The 16,404-nt window shown below is 60.8% G+C and carries 14 protein-coding genes and 1 pseudogene; 10 read left to right on the top strand and 5 right to left on the bottom strand.

Going from position 1 to position 16,404, the window contains the following annotated elements:
* The first annotated feature begins 3 nt into the window (after nt 1–3).
* The 4 genes from kdpB (at nt 4) to CKW26_RS10505 (ending at nt 6,597) form a co-directional block, all read left to right on the top strand.
* Nucleotides 4–2,067, top strand: a complete 2,064-nt coding sequence (gene kdpB, locus CKW26_RS10520; protein WP_095048533.1) for a potassium-transporting ATPase subunit KdpB — start codon at nt 4–6, stop codon at nt 2,065–2,067.
* Between the two features lie 455 nt (nt 2,068–2,522).
* On the top strand, nt 2,523–3,068 hold the full coding sequence (gene kdpC / locus CKW26_RS10515; protein WP_095048532.1) for a potassium-transporting ATPase subunit KdpC: 546 nt from the start codon (nt 2,523–2,525) through the stop codon (nt 3,066–3,068).
* Nucleotides 3,069–3,198: 130 nt separating this feature from the next.
* Nucleotides 3,199–5,850, top strand: coding sequence for a sensor histidine kinase KdpD (locus CKW26_RS10510; RefSeq protein WP_095048531.1), 2,652 nt, complete (start codon nt 3,199–3,201; stop codon nt 5,848–5,850).
* Between the two features lie 48 nt (nt 5,851–5,898).
* The gene (locus CKW26_RS10505; protein ID WP_095048530.1) at nt 5,899–6,597 is read left to right on the top strand and encodes a response regulator; all 699 of its coding nucleotides are present in this window, start codon (nt 5,899–5,901) and stop codon (nt 6,595–6,597) included.
* Nucleotides 6,598–6,738: 141 nt separating this feature from the next.
* Here CKW26_RS10505 and CKW26_RS10500 read toward each other — a convergent pair whose 3' ends face one another.
* Nucleotides 6,739–7,788 (bottom strand): patatin-like phospholipase family protein, encoded by a 1,050-nt coding sequence (locus CKW26_RS10500; RefSeq protein WP_095048529.1) that lies wholly within the window; start codon nt 7,786–7,788, stop codon nt 6,739–6,741.
* Between the two features lie 216 nt (nt 7,789–8,004).
* On the opposite strand from CKW26_RS10500, the gene CKW26_RS10495 reads away from it, so the two are divergent.
* From CKW26_RS10495 to CKW26_RS10485, 3 genes are all read left to right on the top strand, one after another.
* Nucleotides 8,005–8,283 (top strand): hypothetical protein, encoded by a 279-nt coding sequence (locus CKW26_RS10495; RefSeq protein ID WP_007908543.1) that lies wholly within the window; start codon nt 8,005–8,007, stop codon nt 8,281–8,283.
* Nucleotides 8,284–8,361: 78 nt separating this feature from the next.
* Nucleotides 8,362–9,126, top strand: a complete 765-nt coding sequence (locus CKW26_RS10490) for a CHAD domain-containing protein (RefSeq protein WP_095048528.1) — start codon at nt 8,362–8,364, stop codon at nt 9,124–9,126.
* 234 nt (nt 9,127–9,360) lie between these two features.
* The gene (locus CKW26_RS10485) at nt 9,361–10,155 is read left to right on the top strand and encodes an acyl-CoA thioesterase II (RefSeq protein WP_093435202.1); all 795 of its coding nucleotides are present in this window, start codon (nt 9,361–9,363) and stop codon (nt 10,153–10,155) included.
* A 1-nt stretch (nt 10,156) separates the two neighbouring features.
* Here the strand turns inward: CKW26_RS10485 and CKW26_RS10480 are convergent, their stop codons facing one another.
* The 3 genes from CKW26_RS10480 to CKW26_RS10470 all read right to left on the bottom strand — a co-directional run bounded on the left by CKW26_RS10480 (nt 10,157) and on the right by CKW26_RS10470 (nt 13,199).
* Nucleotides 10,157–10,522 carry a terminase gene (locus tag CKW26_RS10480; protein WP_095048527.1) on the bottom strand — a complete coding sequence of 122 codons (366 nt, stop codon included), beginning with the start codon at nt 10,520–10,522 and terminating at the stop codon, nt 10,157–10,159.
* Between the two features lie 213 nt (nt 10,523–10,735).
* The gene (locus CKW26_RS10475; protein ID WP_095048526.1) at nt 10,736–12,217 is read right to left on the bottom strand and encodes a methyl-accepting chemotaxis protein; all 1,482 of its coding nucleotides are present in this window, start codon (nt 12,215–12,217) and stop codon (nt 10,736–10,738) included.
* Between the two features lie 175 nt (nt 12,218–12,392).
* Nucleotides 12,393–13,199, bottom strand: a complete 807-nt coding sequence (locus CKW26_RS10470; protein WP_095048525.1) for a TatD family hydrolase — start codon at nt 13,197–13,199, stop codon at nt 12,393–12,395.
* A gap of 236 nt (nt 13,200–13,435) precedes the next feature.
* Between CKW26_RS10470 and CKW26_RS10465 the strand changes: the two genes are divergently transcribed.
* The 3 genes from CKW26_RS10465 (at nt 13,436) to CKW26_RS10455 (ending at nt 15,961) form a co-directional block, all read left to right on the top strand.
* Nucleotides 13,436–14,857, top strand: a complete 1,422-nt coding sequence (locus CKW26_RS10465) for a transglycosylase SLT domain-containing protein (RefSeq protein ID WP_095048524.1) — start codon at nt 13,436–13,438, stop codon at nt 14,855–14,857.
* Nucleotides 14,858–14,968: 111 nt separating this feature from the next.
* On the top strand, nt 14,969–15,403 hold the full coding sequence (locus tag CKW26_RS10460; protein WP_007908568.1) for a DoxX family protein: 435 nt from the start codon (nt 14,969–14,971) through the stop codon (nt 15,401–15,403).
* 249 nt (nt 15,404–15,652) lie between these two features.
* Complete coding sequence (locus CKW26_RS10455; RefSeq protein ID WP_093435191.1) at nt 15,653–15,961, top strand: hypothetical protein; 309 nt, start codon at nt 15,653–15,655, stop codon at nt 15,959–15,961.
* A 6-nt stretch (nt 15,962–15,967) separates the two neighbouring features.
* Here the strand turns inward: CKW26_RS10455 and CKW26_RS10450 are convergent.
* A pseudogene (locus tag CKW26_RS10450) lies at nt 15,968–16,297 on the bottom strand (GreA/GreB family elongation factor); the annotation flags it as partial.
* Nucleotides 16,298–16,404: the final 107 nt, after the last annotated feature.

Below are 16,404 nucleotides of genomic sequence, written 5' to 3'. Positions count from 1 at the left end.
ATCATGAATATGCACGTTCCTGCAAAACCTGCAGAGCCGACCAAGTCGGCAGAAGCACCGAAAACCGCGATCTCGGCCCTGTGGCGGCCGGCGCTGGTGCAAGCTTTCGTCAAGCTCGACCCGCGGCAACTGAAGCGTTCGCCGGTGATGCTGGTGGTTGAGTTGACGGCGATTTTCACCACCGTGCTGTGCTTCATTCCTGACGCGGATGTACCGACCTTCGTGGCCGCGCAAATTGCCCTGTGGCTATGGTTCACCGTGCTGTTCGCCAACTTCGCTGAAGCTTTGGCCGAAGGTCGCGGCAAGGCCCGTGCCGACAGCCTCAAGGCCGGCAGCGAAGGCCTCAGCGCACGTCGTAAACAGGCTAACGGCAGCTTTCAAGTGGTGCCAGCGGCAAGTCTGCGCAAAGGCGATGTGGTGCGCGTCGAAGCCGGGGAGATGATCCCCGGTGATGGCGAAGTCATTGAAGGTATCGCGGCGGTCAACGAAGCGGCGATCACCGGTGAATCGGCGCCGGTGATTCGCGAATCCGGCGGTGACCGTTCGGCCGTCACCGGCAACACGCGACTGGTCTCCGACTGGTTGCTGGTGCAGATCACCGCCAATCCGGGCGAGTCGACCCTCGATCGCATGATTGCGCTGGTCGAAGGCGCCAAACGCCAGAAAACCCCGAACGAAGTGGCGCTGGATATTCTGCTGATCGGCCTGACCCTGATCTTCCTGCTGGTGGTCGTGACCCTGCAACCGTTCGCCCATTTCGCCAACGGCAGCCTGCCGCTGGTGTTTCTGGTGGCGCTGCTGGTCACGCTGATTCCGACCACCATTGGCGGTCTGCTGTCGGCCATCGGTATCGCCGGGATGGATCGTCTGGTGCGCCTCAATGTGATCGCCAAGTCCGGTCGTGCGGTGGAAGCGGCGGGCGACGTGCATGTGTTGCTGCTGGACAAGACCGGGACCATCACCTTCGGTAACCGTCGTTGCAGTGCGGTGTATGCCGCGCCGGGTGTGAGTGGTCGCGAGCTGGCCGAAGGTGCGCTGTTCGCTTCTTTGGCTGACGAAACCGCTGAAGGTAAATCCATCGTCGAATACCTGCGTGGTCTGCACCCGCAGCCTGAGCCGGCGCTGGAAACCTTGACCGCTGTGCCGTTCAGCGCTGAAACCCGGTTGTCCGGCGTCGACTATCAAGGTCGTGTCTACCGCAAAGGTGCGGTGGATTCGCTGCTGAGTTTCCTCGGCCAAAAGCGCTCGGATCTGGCTCCGGCCCTGTCGCGGGAAATCGACAAGATCGCCCAGAGCGGCGGCACGCCGTTGCTGGTCTGCGCCGACGGCAAACTGCTTGGCGCGATCCATCTCAAGGACGTGGTCAAACCCGGCATTCGTGAGCGTTTTGCCGAACTGCGCAAACTGGGCATTCGTACCGTGATGGTCACCGGCGACAACCCGCTGACCGCTGCCGCCATCGCCGCTGAAGCAGGCGTTGATGACGTCCTCGCCGAAGCCACGCCAGAGAAGAAACTCGCGCGAATTCGTCACGAGCAGAACGATGGTCGTCTGGTTGCGATGTGCGGTGACGGTGCCAACGATGCGCCGGCGCTGGCTCAGGCGGACGTTGGTATGGCGATGAACGACGGCACCCAGGCTGCCCGCGAAGCGGCGAACATGGTTGACCTCGACAGCGACCCGACCAAGCTGCTCGACGTGGTGCAGATCGGTAAGGAGTTGCTGGTGACACGCGGTGCGCTGACGACGTTTTCCATCGCCAACGACGTGGCCAAATACTTCGCGATTCTGCCGGCGCTGTTCGCTTCGATCTATCCGCAACTGGGCGTGCTGAACATCATGCAACTGACCAGTCCGCAGAGCGCGATTCTCTCGGCGATCGTCTTCAATGCCTTGATCATCGTCGTGCTGATTCCGCTGGCGCTGCGCGGTGTGCGCGTGCAGGCGGCGAGTGCGGCAGCGTTGCTGCGACGCAATCTGCTGATCTACGGACTGGGCGGGATTCTGGTGCCGTTCGTGGGGATCAAGGCGATCGACATGTTGCTCACGGCGCTGCATCTGGTGTGAGGCCGGAAAAAGCCCCTCACCCTAACCCTCTCCCAGAGGGAGAGGGGACTGACCGAGTGGTTCAACAGAGGTACACCGACCTGAAATACCGAGCCGAACTCAGGTCTTGAACTGCACAAGGATCGGCTCCCTTTCCTCTTGTCACCTTCGTGGGAGAGGGGACTGATTGAGGTGTTTGCGAGAGCTACACCAACCTGAAATACCGAGCCGAACTCAGGTCTTGAAAAGCACAGAAATCGGCTCCCTTTCCCTCGCGCACTTATAGCGAGGGGACTGATTGAGGTGGTTGCATGAACTACACCGACTTGAGATACCGAGCCGAACTCAGGTCTTGAAAAGCATACAAGTCGGCTCCCTTTCCCCCTCGCCCCCTTGGGGGAGAGGGCTGGGGTGAGGGGGAAAAGATCTCCCTGACACCCCGCAAAAGTTTGCCCAACGAATTCGAGGATCTTGAAATGTCCACAATGATACGTCCGGCCCTGAGCCTGCTGGTGCTGATGACCCTGGTCACCGGTGTCGCCTATCCACTGGTGGTGACCGGTGTTGCGCAAGTCGCATTCCCCGCCCAAGCCAATGGCAGCCTGGTGCGAGACGCCGACGGCAAGGTCCGCGGCTCGTCGCTGATCGCGCAGGATTTTGTCGGCGATGCGTGGTTTCATCCACGTCCCTCCGCCGGTGCGTTTGCGACCGTTTCCAGCAGCGCGAGCAACCTGGCCCCGAGCAATCCGGCACTGGCAACCCGCGTGATCGACGACGCCAACAAACTCCAGGTTCCCGGCCAAGGCCCAGTGCCATTGGCCCTGCTGACCACCTCCGGCAGTGGCCTCGATCCGCACTTGCCACCGGCGGCAATTGCCTATCAACTGGCGCGAGTTGCGGCAGCGCGAAACTTGCCGGTATCGACTCTTCAGCAACTGCTCGATGCGCATATCGAACAGCCGCTGGTGGGGCCGCCGGTGGTGAATGTGCTTGAGCTGAATATGGCACTGGAAAAACTCTGAATCAGCGGCGCGGCCATTCGCGAGCAGGCTCGCTCCCACAGGAATATGCGTTCCAAATGTGGGAGCGAGCCTGCTCGCGAATAGGGCCGAAAGAACATCGCATAACTATCAGCAAGAGAGAACATCAAGCATGAGCGACTCCGGCCGCGCCGACGCGCTGTTAGCAGACCTGCCCCGTGACGGCCGTGGCCGGCTCAAGGTTTTCCTCGGCGCCGCTCCCGGTGTCGGCAAGACCTACGCCATGCTCCAGGCCGCCCACACGCAATTGCGCCAAGGCGTGAAAGTCATCGCTGGCGTCGTCGAAACCCATGGTCGCGCCGAAACCGAAGCGCTGCTCGGCGGCTTGCCGCAGCAAGCGTTGGTGCGCTCGGAATACCGTGGCGTGATGCTCGAAGAAATGGACCTCGACGGCATTCTCGCGGCCAAACCGAAACTGGTGCTGGTCGATGAGCTGGCCCACAGCAACGCCCCCGGCAGTCGCCACACGAAACGCTGGCAAGACATTCAGGAACTGCTCGCCGCCGGCATCGACGTGTTCACCACGGTCAACGTCCAGCACCTGGAAAGTCTCAACGATCAGGTGCGCGGCATCACCGGTGTGCAAGTGCGCGAAACCCTGCCGGACTGGGTGCTGCAAGAAGCTTACGAACTGCTGCTGATCGACCTGCCGCCGCGCGAATTGCTCGAGCGCTTGCGTGAAGGCAAGGTCTACGTGCCGGAGCAGGCGCGTGCGGCGATCGATGCGTTTTTCACCCAGACCAACCTCACCGCATTGCGCGAACTGGCGATGCAAACCGCTGCCGCACAGGTCGATAACGATCTCGCCCAAGGCTATCGCCAACTCGGTCAGGCCGCCCCGGCAGTGCGCGGGCGCTTGCTGGTCGGCGTCGATGGTGATGCGCAGGCCGAGCGCCTGGTGCGCCACGCCAGTCGCGTTGCCCAGCGCCGGCATTTACCGTGGAGTCTGGTGCATGTCGATAACGGCAGCGTACGCGACGAGCAATCGCGATTGCGCCTGCAAAGCGCTCAGCAACTGGCCGAGCGCCTGGGCGGTGAAGTGGTGTTGCTGCGCGCCGGTGAGGTGGCGAAAACCCTGATCCAGCACGCTGCCGAACGCCGTGCGAGCCTGGTGTTGGTTGGGCAGTCCCGGCCACGTCTGCGCCGGCGTCTATTCGGCGGCGGACTCGCGGCGCGCCTGCTGCGTCAGGCTCACGGGCTGGAGATCAACGTCCTCGACAGCGATCAGCAACAGCATCAACCGCGCCCGCGCAACGCGCTGACCCTGGTGTGGTTCGACTATGCCTTGGCGCTGGTCGCCACCGTATTGGCCACCGCCCTGGCGTGGGCAGTGTCGAGCGTGCTGCCGCTGCCGAACATCTCGCTGGTGTTCCTTGCGGCGGTGCTGTTGGTGGCGGTGCGCAGCAGTCTCGGCCCGGCGCTGGCCTGTGCCGCGCTGTCGTTTCTGACCTATGACTTCCTGTTTATCCCGCCGAATTTTTCCTTCAGCATTCAGCGCGAAGAAGACGTCCTGACTCTATTGTTTTTCCTGTTGATGGCGGCGCTCACCGGCAACCTCGCGGCGCGTCAGCGTCGGCAATTGCAGGCCCTGCGCGACACCCAGGAAGAGACCACTGAACTGCTCGACCTGTCGCGCAAACTCACTGCCGCGACGGATCGCCAAGCGGTGGTCAGCGCTGCCGCGCAACACCTCAATGGCTGGAGCGATCTGCAGTTATGTCTGCTCAACCGGGACGGGCAGGGCGGCTGGAAGGTCGAGACCGGCGGGCCGTTGGAGTTTACCGAGTCCGAACGCGCCGCCGCTGACTGGGCCTGGCAACACGATCAACCGGCAGGCATGGGCACTGGCACGCTGCCGTTCGGACGCTGGTGGTGGTGGCCGCTGTCGGTCGAGGACGGGCCGCTGGCGCTGCTCGGTGTCTGCGCCAAAGAAGGCCAGACCTTGAGTGGCCAGCGTCGGCGCTTGCTCACCGCATTGAGTCAGCCGCTCGCCCAAGCGCTGGCGCGCGCGCAGTTGGCTGATGACCTGGAAGCCGCGCGCCTGCACGGTGAAACCGAACAACTGCGCAGTGCCTTGTTGGCCTCCGTATCCCACGATTTGCGCACGCCGCTGACGGCCATGCGCGGCAGCATCGACAGCCTGTTGGCCCTCGGCGAAGCGATCCCGCTGGAAGATCGTCGTGAACTGCTCGAAGGCACCCGCGATGAAGCCGAGCGCCTCGATCGCTACATTCAGAATCTGCTCGACATGACCCGCCTCGGCCACGGCGCGCTGAAGCTGGCGCGGGACTGGGTGTCGCCGGCCGATATCGTCGGCAGTTCGCTCAATCGCCTGCGCGCGGTGCTCGCGCCGTTGCAGGTCAGCACTGATGTGCCGGCCGAGTTACCGCTGTTGTTCGTGCATGCCGCGCTGATCGAACAGGCGCTGGTCAATGTATTGGAAAACGCCGCACGTTTCTCACCCGCTCACGGTCGCTTGCAACTGAGCGCAGGCGCGGATGACCAAGAGATTTTCTTCTCGGTCAGCGATGAAGGGCCGGGGATTCCGGAGGATGAGCGGGCGAAGATTTTCGACATGTTCTACACCGCTGCCCGGGGTGATCGTGGCGGCCAGGGCACGGGCCTCGGCCTGGCGATCTGTCAGGGCATGGTTGGCGCGCACGGCGGGCGCATCAGCGTCGCCGACGGCATCGAGGGGCACGGCACCTGCATCACTTTGCACTTGCCGTTGCAGACGCAACCGGGGATGGACGATGAAGGCTGAAGCTGACTGCGCTACTCTCTTGCCAATCATTTGTGTTGATGTGAATTCATGAGCCAGACCACGACCATTTTGGTCATCGACGACGAACCGCAGATTCGCAAATTCCTGCGCATCAGCCTTACCTCACAGGGCTATAAAGTGCTCGAGGCCGGCAACGGTGCCGAGGGTTTGGCGCAAGCGGCGCTGAACAAACCGGACCTGCTGGTGCTCGATTTAGGCCTGCCGGACATGGATGGCCAGCAAGTGCTGCGCGAGTTTCGCGAGTGGGCGACGGCGCCGGTGCTGGTGCTGTCGGTGCGCGCCAGCGAAGGGCAGAAAGTCCAGGCGCTGGATGGCGGCGCCAATGACTACGTGACCAAGCCGTTTGGCATTCAGGAGTTTCTCGCCCGAGTCCGCGCCTTGTTGCGTCAGGCTCCGGCAGGGGAGGCGCAGCAGGCAGCGCTGAGCTTCGGCCCGCTGACCGTGGATCTAGCTTATCGGCGGGTGTTGCTCGACGGTGTCGAAGTGGCGCTGACCCGCAAGGAATACGCGGTGCTGGCGCAACTGGCACGGCATCCGGGGCGGGTGATTACCCAGCAGCAATTGCTCAAGGATATCTGGGGGCCGACCCACACCGAGGACAGCCATTATCTGCGGATTGTGGTGGGGCATTTGCGCCAGAAGCTGGCGGATGATCCGACGCGGCCGCGGTTTATCGTGACCGAGGCGGGGGTTGGCTATCGGCTGTTGAGTGACAACACTCTTTAGCCATTTGTTGTCCCGGCAGACGCCATCGCTGGCAAGCCAGCTCCCACAGGTTTTTCAGCTGTGATTGAAATCTGTGTATCACCTCGATCACTGTGGGAGCTGGCTTGCCAGCGATGAGGCCCTTAAAGACTGCGGAAAACTTCAGGGCTCTCTGCTCTGCTCACTGTCATACCGATCCAGCGTATCCCGCGCAATCTCGCGTCCCAACGCGATCAGCTCCGGCGCCTTGTAAAACTCGAAAAACCGGCACACCCGCTTCGGCACATTGATCAGGATATCCGGCGGATATCCGGCGATCTTGTACTGCGCCAGCGAGGTCTGCATCACCTCGAAACTCTGGTTGATCAAGTCCAGCAACGAGGCCGGTCCGACGTTATCGATGATGAATGAACCGGTCGCCGATTTCGGTGCGCCTTCACGCTCGGGCGCGGCTGCCGGTTGCTGGCTCTCCGGCTCGGCGCCGTCCAGCCAGGGATTGATGTCCGCCGCTTCGGCGCGCAGCGCTTCCTGTTCGAGCCGCAACAATTGCTCGGCCTGTGTACGGCGGAATGGCATCTTCGATCCCAGCGAACTGATCAGGCTATCGAAGCGTGAGCGAAAAGCGGCAGGGCGCTGGATCACCGGCAGTTTGTAGTGACGCTGATTGGTCGAATTGAGATTGACCGCAATGATCAGATCGCAGTGGCTCGACACCACCGGCACGATCGGCAACGGGTTGAGAATGCCGCCGTCGACCAGCATGCGATTGCCCTGCATCACCGGGGTGAACAGGCTGGGAATCGCCGCCGAGGCTCGCATCGCCTGATGCAGGCAGCCTTCCTGAAACCAGATCTCCTGCTGGTTGGTGAGGTCAGCGGCGACGGCGGTGTAGGGGATGCGCAAGTCTTCGATGTTGACATCGCCGACGATCTTGCGGATCTGGCCGAAGACCTTTTCGCCGCGAATCGCGCCGAGGCGAAAACTCACGTCGACCAGGCGCAGCACATCCAGATAATCGAGACTTTCGATCCAGTTCTTGTAAACGTCGAGTTTGCCGGCGGCGTAGATCCCGCCGACCACGGCACCCATCGAACAGCCGGCAATGCAGGCGATTTCGTAACCGCGTTTCTCGATCTCTTCAATGACCCCGATATGGGCATAGCCCCGGGCGCCACCGGAGCCCAGTACCAGCGCGACACGTTTTTTTTTCATCCAGCGTCCTCCCGACAAGGTTCCACAATGCACCCATCGCCGGGCAGGCTCAATCGCCGAGGTCGTTGAGTGCGCCGGTGACGTCGTTTTTTCGCTACTGCATGGCCCTTCAGCGCTATCCTTCTCAGTTGCGCGGTTTCACCCGCCGGCAAGGCACTTTTTCGCAGCCTTACCGTCTTACCTGCACGACTGTTGACCTATTTTGAGGTGTGAGTGATGAAAGCCTGGATCTGTGTGCCGTTGATGGCTCTGGCATTGGCCGGTTGCGCCGGTAAAACCGCTTACCGCGACAGCTGCGGCAGCCAGCTCGACGCGGCCTGGCATGAGCTGGATCTGGCCAAGGCTGAAGGCTTTGCCGGCACTGTCAGCTACTCCAAAGCGTTGTCGCTGCTGACCGCTGCCAAGACTCAGCAGCAATTCGAAGGGTTCGAAGGCTGCAGCAAGAAAGCCGAGAAGGCGCGTTTCTACATTCGCGAATCCCGCGCCGGCCGCTAAGCTGCTGACGTGAAGCAAGGAGGCTGCGTTCGCTGGGCAGCAGAATGATCTTCAAGCCATTTGAATCAGGAGCAAGTGATGTCTGCGTTGGTTGACCGGTTGGTGGCTCATGTCCTGAGTCTGGAAGTGCGCCTGCTAGCCTGTCAGGCACGGCTCACTGCACGGACCGACCCCGAGGCGCTGCATGATCTGCGCACCACAGTGCGGCGCTTGCGCAGTCTGTTGCGGCCATTGCGTGGCTTGCCCGGGGTCGAGCAACTGGAAGATGCCGCCTCGGCGGTCGGCCAATTGACCACGCCGTGGCGTGATCGCGAAGTGCTCGCGGCGTATCTGCTCCTGCATGATCAGCCTGAGGCCGCGCAACGGCGCATGGCGCAAATGGCCGAGGCCTATCCGGCGCTGGCGGCGAGCGCCGAGGTGGCTTCGCTGTTGATGATTCTCGACGCTTTCCCGCGATTTCTGCGCGCGTCTCAGCGTCAGGGCTTGCTCAAGGGCTTGGACAAACGCATCGAAAAACGCTTGGGCAAGCAATGGCAGAAACTCGACGAGGCGCTGCACGATCCCGCTCACGACCGTCATCGCCTGCGCCTGTTGATCAAGCGCGTGCGCTACGGCATCGAAGCCTATCCCGAACTGGATCGCTTGCCCGAGGCGGCGCTGGCTCGCCTCAAGTCTGCCCAAGGCGCGCTGGGCGACTGGCACGATTGCTGGCAGTGGCTGGCGAAGGCTGAGCTTGAGGCGGATCTGCAGCCCTGTGTCGCCACTTGGCAGGCGACCATGATCAAAGCCGAAAGCAAGGCTGATCGCGTGCTGGAAAAACTCAGTTCAGCCTGCTTCAAATAACTTTAGCCCCGCGATATCCCCTGTAGGAGCTGCCGAAGGCTGCGATCTTTTGATTTTGATTTTTAACAACAAGATCAAAAGATCGCAGCCTTCGGCAGCTCCTACAGGGTTTTGTGTCTGTATTTGAAATACGCTAAGGCCTTTCTGTCAGCCCATTTGACCGGAATAGACGCTGCGGCGCTCTGCAGGTCTGGTTAAGATCCCTGCATTCCTTTCTTGTTTTCTGAGGTTGCCATGCGCTTTAGCGATCTGCTTGAGGCGGTCCGCCGCCAACCGGAACTGACGATCCCTGCCGAATGGGGCCAGGGCCGTGCCAGTTTCGGTGGTCTGGTGGCTGCGCTGCAATACGAAGCCATGCGCGCGAAAGTCCCGGCAGATCGCCCGGTGCGTTCGCTGGCGATCACCTTTGTCGGCCCTGTCGAACCTGAAGTCCCGGTGAGTTTCGAAGTCGATGTACTGCGCGAAGGCAAGGCCGTCAGCCAGGTCATGGGCCGGGCGATGCAGAATGGTCAGGTGGTAACGATCGTTCAAGGCAGCTTCGGTGCTTCGCGGCCGTCGGAGGTGGCAGTCGAAGCCTATCCGGCGCCATCAATGAAGCACTGGGACGAATGCCAGGAGTTGCCTTACATCAAAGGCGTGACCCCAGAATTCATGCGTCATTTGGCGATGCGCTGGAGCGTCGGCGGCATGCCGTTCACCGGCACGCAATCGCGGCTGATGGGCGGCTGGGTGCGGTTACGCGGAGATGTCAAAGAAGAACCGGTCAACGAGGCGCATCTGCTGGCCCTGGTGGACGCGTGGCCGCCCGCGCTGTTGCCATATCTGAAGAGGCCGGCACCGGGTAGCACGCTGACCTGGACCATCGAATTCGTGCAGCCGCTACACGATTTGAGCACGCTGGACTGGTGCCAATATCTGGCCGATATCGAATACGCCGCCGACGGCTACGGCCATGTCGCCGCCAAGCTGTGGAGCGCGGAAGGGGAGTTGATTGCCATGAGTCGCCAGACCGTTACGATTTTCGCCTGACTCAATGCCGACGGTGGCGTTCACGCCAGGCGCGCCACCAGCCGCCACTGAGAAAGAAGCGCGGGAAGGTCAGGAACTGCTCGACCAGTAAACGTGACATCGCATCTTTACGATCACTGAACGGCTCGGAGGCTTGCGCCTCCAGGCTGTGGCCATGACGCTGCAAACCCAGCGCCGCGATGATGCCGATCACGCCGATGGCCACACTGGCCAGACTCAGGCTGAACACCCCGGAGACGATCAGCAGAAACGCGACGATAAACAACGGCACGGCAATCAGGTGCAGCACCAGATTGGTCGGGTGCTGATGATTGCCCGGGTACGCGCGCCATTGCCACGCGGGAAGGTTGGGATGACGTTTGCCCATGTTTTCTACTCCTCGATCCTTGTTGAACACATGGTTGAAGAATAGGCCTGGGCACGGAGGGCGGCGAATCAAGGTTGGCTATTGAAGTGATAGGCGTCATCGCAAGATTCGATGTTGCCGGGGCTGACGCTTTCGCGAGCAGGCTCGCTCCCACATTGGATCGGTGCGCACACAAATCCCCTTGTGGGAGCGAGCCTGCTCGCGAAGGGGGCATCAGAGTTTCAGTTGACCGATCGCCTTGCTCAATTCCCCGGCCAACGTCGCCAGTTCATTACTCGTGGTCGCCGAATCCACAGTCTGCTGCACCGTGTTCTCGGTCACATCACGAATGCTCACCACCGCTCGGTTCATCTCCTCGGCGACCTGACTTTGCTGCTCCGCTGCCACGGCAATCTGCGTATTGCTTTCACGCATCTGCGCCACCGCGCCGGTGATTTCCGCCAGCGCCGCGCCAGCCTCCTGCGCCTGCTGCACGCAGTCGTCGGCCTTGTACGAACTCTCCTGCATGAAATCCACCGCGTCGCGGGTGCCGGCCTGCAAGGCCGAGACCATCGTGGTGATCTCGTCGGTCGAGGTCTGCACACGTTTGGCCAGATTGCGCACCTCATCGGCCACCACCGCAAAGCCGCGGCCCATCTCACCGGCGCGGGCCGCCTCGATGGCGGCGTTCAGTGCCAACAGGTTGGTTTGCTCGGCAATGCTGTGAATCACGCTGACCACGCCGTTGATCTTCTGACTGTCCTCGGCCAGCCGTTGAATCATCTCGGCCGTCTGCTGCACTCCGCTGGAGAGTCCGGCAATCGACTGCTGCACCCGCGCGACCACTTGCTGACCGCTGCCGGCGAGGCCATCGGCGGTCTGCGACAGGTCGCGGGTGGCGCCGGCGTGCTGGGCGATGTGGTAAACGGTGGCGGTCATTTCGTTGATCGCGGTGGCGGCCTGATCGGTTTCGCTCTGCTGGCCGAGCATGCCGTGGCGCACTTCGTTCATGCTCGACGCCAGCCGCGCCGCGCCGACATCCAGTTGCCGCGCGGTGTTGGCGACGGTCGTCACCACGCGCTGGTAACCGGCCTGCATCGCGTTAAACGCATTGGCCATCTGCCCGACTTCGTCTTTGCCGGCCAGCGGCACACGGGCCGAGAGATCGCCGCTTTTCTCGACGTGGAGCATCACGTCTTTCAAGGTGTTGAGCTGGCTGAGCAGGAAGCGGATTAACAGTTGCGAGGCGCACAGCATGGCGAACATCAGGATGAACACCGCCACCGCATAGTTGGCGAAACGTTCGCTGAACACTTGGCTCAGGCTCGGACCATAGGCAATCACCGCGACCTGCTGACCATCGGCGCGGCTGAACACTTCGGCGCCCATCAACGGATTTTCGCCGAACAGCGGCAGGTGATTGATCTCGTTCCAGCCGTTGCTTTCCGTGATTTCCAGCAAGGGCTGATCATTCAGGCGCGGTGCTTCGCCGCGTTTGAAGGTCAACACCTGATCGGCCTTGGGCAATGGCTGACCGACCGGCCAGGCTTTAAGCAGTTGTGCTTGGGCTTGCGCCGAGGCCTGTGATGCGTGACTGCGCGCCTGTTGTTCGAGTTGCACGGCGTACAGCACCAGCAACAGGGTAGTGACGAAGGCGACCGCATTGACCGCCCAGAATTTGTATTTCAGCGAGATATTGCTAAGCCAGGCACCCATGGAGGTCTTCTCTGATAGCGGAAACAGTTTTGGCAAGGTGCCATTATTGTGCCGCTATGCAGAAGGCTCGATTTGATGTGGGTCAAGAGATCAAAAGATCGCAGCCTTCGGCAGCTCCTACATTGGGATGGCGTATGCCCTGTAGGAGCTGCCGAAGGCTGCGATCTTTTGTGGCTTACGCCAATGCGGGAAGGTTGTAGAACGCGCGGGCACACGCGGTGGTGTGTGCCGCCAGATCTTCCTCGGTTTCGCCACGATGCAGCGCCACTTCGCGCAGTACTTCGGTCAGATAGGCCGGCTCATTACGCCCGTTCTTCGGCTTCGGGCGCAAGGAGCGCGGCAGCAAGTAAGGCGCGTCACTTTCCAGCATCAAGCGCCCGCGTTTGATCTCTTTCACCAGCGGATGCAAATGCGTGCCACGGCGCTCGTCGCAGATCCAGCCGGTGATGCCGATATGCAGATCCAGGTCGAGATAGCTGAACAAGGCTTTTTGCTCGCCGGTGAAGCAATGCACTACAGCGGCGGGTAATTGATCGCGGAAGTCTTTGAGTATTTCCAGCAGGCGCTGGCTGGCGTCACGCTCGTGCAGGAACACTGGCATTTGCAGTTCAACGGCTAGCGCCAAGTGTTCCTCAAGGACTTTTTCCTGCTGTGGGCGCGGGGAGAAATCCCGGTTGAAATCCAGCCCGCATTCGCCTACCGCGACGACATTGGATTCTTTCAGCAAATTGCGCAGGCGGCGCGCGCTGTCTGCGTTCCAGTCGCTGGCCGAATGCGGATGAATACCGGCGGTGGCGAACAGGCGCTGGCCGCTTTCATCGAGTTGCTGGCACAGCTCTAGGGCTTGCTCGCTGCCCTCGACGCTGGTGCCGGTCAGCACCAGTTGGCATAAGCCCGCGGCATAGGCGCGCTCGAGTACGGCTTGATGTTTGTCGGCGAAACTGGGGTTGGTCAGGTTGACGCCGATATCGATGAGTTGCATGGTTGCTACCTCGGGCCGAAGGCCGGAAAGCATACCAGAGCTGTAGATTCATAAGAAAAGCCAAGAACTACAACGAGTTATAGCTGTCTGTTGATGCCGCGACGCAGACCGGTTTGGTAGAAGTGCCATTACTGTGCCAGTCTCTCGCACGTTGCCAGCGCTCATGGCGCTCTGTTTTCGTCGGTGATTTCGACCTTTTAAAGATGAAATCGCCCCGTATTCTTTCCGGAGAGTGGATGGTTCGTCCCTCGGTTTTGCTCCTGTTGTGTGGATCGTTGCTGCTGCCGATGACGGCGGTCGCGCGCCTGCCCGGGCCACTGCAAGCCGTGCCGGCGGCCAAGGTGCGTGACTTGTCCGAGATTCGCAGCAGCCGCGTGTTGCGCGTACTGGTCAATCAGAGCCGCAACAGCTCCGGCGAAGTCCAGGGCCAAGCCATCGGCGTCGAATACCATCGCCTGCGCGCCTTCGAGCAATACCTCAATGGCCACGCCCGCGATGGTCAGGAAGTCACCCTCAAGATCATTCCCAAAGCCAAGGATCAACTGCTCGGCGCCTTGCAACGTGGCGAAGGTGATCTGGTCGCGCCGGGTGAATTGCTCGATCTGCAACCGGGCTATGCCGTAGCCAGCAGCGAACCGATTGCCAGCAATGTGCCGCTGGTGTTGGTCGGGATCAAGGGCGAGCGGCGCTACACCAAGGTCGAGCAGCTTTCCGGCAAAACCCTGGCGTTGCCCACCGGCAGTGCGGCGGGGGAGGCGGTCAGTCAGCTCAATCAGAAACTGGCGTTGCACAAACTGGCGCCGATCAAGATCGAATGGGTCGATCCGACCCTGGCGGTCGAAGACGTGCTGGAGATGGTTCAGGGTGGCATTTTCCACCTGACCATCGTCGAGCAACCTATCGCCGAGCGCTGGGGCAAGATCTTGCCGAAGCTGCGTTTTGACCGGCAACTGATAATCAGCGAGCCGGGCGAGGAGTACTGGTTCGTACGCCGCGATGCCTCGATGTTGCGCGCGAGCATCGATCGCTTTCTCGGCGGTTACAAGAAGCCATCCAATGAAGATGCGGCGTTTTTGCGCATCTATCGTCGTCTCTATCAAGTCCACTATCCCTTGGCCAAGGCTGATCGCCAGCGCCTGGAAAAACTGCGCCCGACCCTGCAAAAGCATGCCGACGCGCAGAACATGGACTGGCTGAATCTGGCCGCACTGGCGTTTAAGGAGTCACGCCTGCAACCCAATGCCCGCAGCGGCAGTGGTCCGACCGGGCTGATGCAGATCACGCCTTCTGCCGCTCAGCGAGTCGGCGTGAACAACATTCAGAATCTCGATGCGAATGTGCAGGCCGGGGCCAAGTACCTGGCGATGATCCGCCGCAAGTTTTTCAACAGTCCCAAGCTTAATGAGCGTGAACGCATGGCTTTCACGTTGGCGGCCTACAACATCGGCCCCGAGCGCGTGCAGGGCATGCGCGCAGAGGCCCGGCGGCGCGGGTTGAATCCCAACCAGTGGTTCTTCCAGGTCGAGCGCATTGCCATGGAGCAGGTAGGAATGGGGCCGGTCAGCTATGTTAATAGCGTGAACAAGTATTACTTGGCGTTCGACCGGGAGCGGGAGTCGTTGGAGCCCGGGGCACAAAAAGTCGTCTCACGTAAATGATCTAATAAACTGATTGTTATGGCGAAATATTTGCGCTTTTAACATGAAATTTATTGATTAATATAGCGGCCAACCAACACACACAACTTCTCGCAAAAACAAGGAATGCCCATGAGCTCTCTGATCAACAAAGTACTGTTCACTCGCGCTGGCTACGGTCTGACCATCCTGCGCATCGCTGTCGGCGTGATCTTCGCGGCTCACGGTTCGCAAAAACTTTTCGGTCTGTTCGGTGGTTATGGTCTGGCAGGCACGGCGCAGTACATGGACAGCATCGGTCTGCACCCGGGCTACCTGATGGCCACATTGGCGGGCGGTACTGAGTTCTTCGCTGGCCTGGCGTTGATCATTGGCCTGCTGGTGCGTCCGGCAGCATTGGGCCTGACCTTCCTGTCGCTGGTGGCGATCTTCACCGTACATATCAGCAACGGTCTGTTTATGGCCAACAACGGTTACGAGTTCGCCCTGGCTCTGCTCGGTGGCAGCCTCGCCGTCCTGATCGAAGGCGCCGGCAAGCTCTCGGTGGATCGCGCCATCGCCGGTTAAGCGCTCTGGCTCAAGGAACAGGCCCGCATTGTGCGGGCCTTTTTTTGTTGCGGCTGATTCTTGACACTGATCGGTCACGTTCTCTAGGATGTTGCCCATGCGCCGATTTAAACAGCTACTTGCGGGGCGCCAGGTGACTTCAACAGTTGCCGTCAGAAGCCGGAACAGGGCTTCGAAATACCGCTAAAGCGCTGGTTCGGTGTTGCCTCTCACCTGCCATGCAGACTTTTGAGGCAGAGACACGACACGATGAATGCACTACGCCCTCCAGCACGTCCCGCACCGATCACGGCGCATATCACCCAGCGCAACCCGAAAATCCTTCTTGGCGGCAAACATCAGCCAACGCTGCTGCGTTATCTCGATGGCTGGCCACGGCGCAGTGGCGGTCCTGCCGCGTTCCTGATCCAGTTCGTTGAAGACGGCGAGTCGCTGTCACGTTTTGCCAGTGACAGTTTTGATCTCGCGGTGATTCAGACACCGAGCGCTGAAGATGCGCCGGAGATGATCAAGCAACTGGTCCGCGTTGCGCGGCAGGGCCTGATCACCCGCCGCTGATTCGCTTTACGGATAGTCGATGGCGACGATGTAAACGAACTGCTCGCCGGTCGGCGTCTGCACCCGGACTTCTGCATCCAGCGCCTTGCCGATCAAGGCGCGGGCCAGTGGCGAGTCGATGCTGATCAGGCCCAGTTTCAGATCCAGTTCATCGGGGCCGACGATGCGGTAGCGCGATTGCTTGCCGTCTTCGTCTTCGATGGTCACCCAGGCGCCGAAGTAGACTTTGTTCGGATCGCTGGGTTTTTCACTGACGACTTTCAACGCTTCCAGACGTTTGGTCAGAAAGCGCACGCGACTGTCGATCTCGCGCAGCATCTTCTTGCCATAGGTGTATTATAACCCCACCCAAAAACATACTATTTACCCCCTAAACCTCCACGGTTTCCTCAAAAAAACCCCTTCCTTTTTCCCGGCAGAACAGGAATAGTACCTCTAACTAC

The organism is Pseudomonas sp. Irchel s3h9, from assembly GCF_900187475.1.
GTDB lineage: Bacteria > Pseudomonadota > Gammaproteobacteria > Pseudomonadales > Pseudomonadaceae > Aquipseudomonas > Aquipseudomonas neuropathica.
The sequence above is the reverse complement of the archived record's forward strand: the minus strand, read 5'-3'. Positions and strand labels throughout refer to the sequence as shown.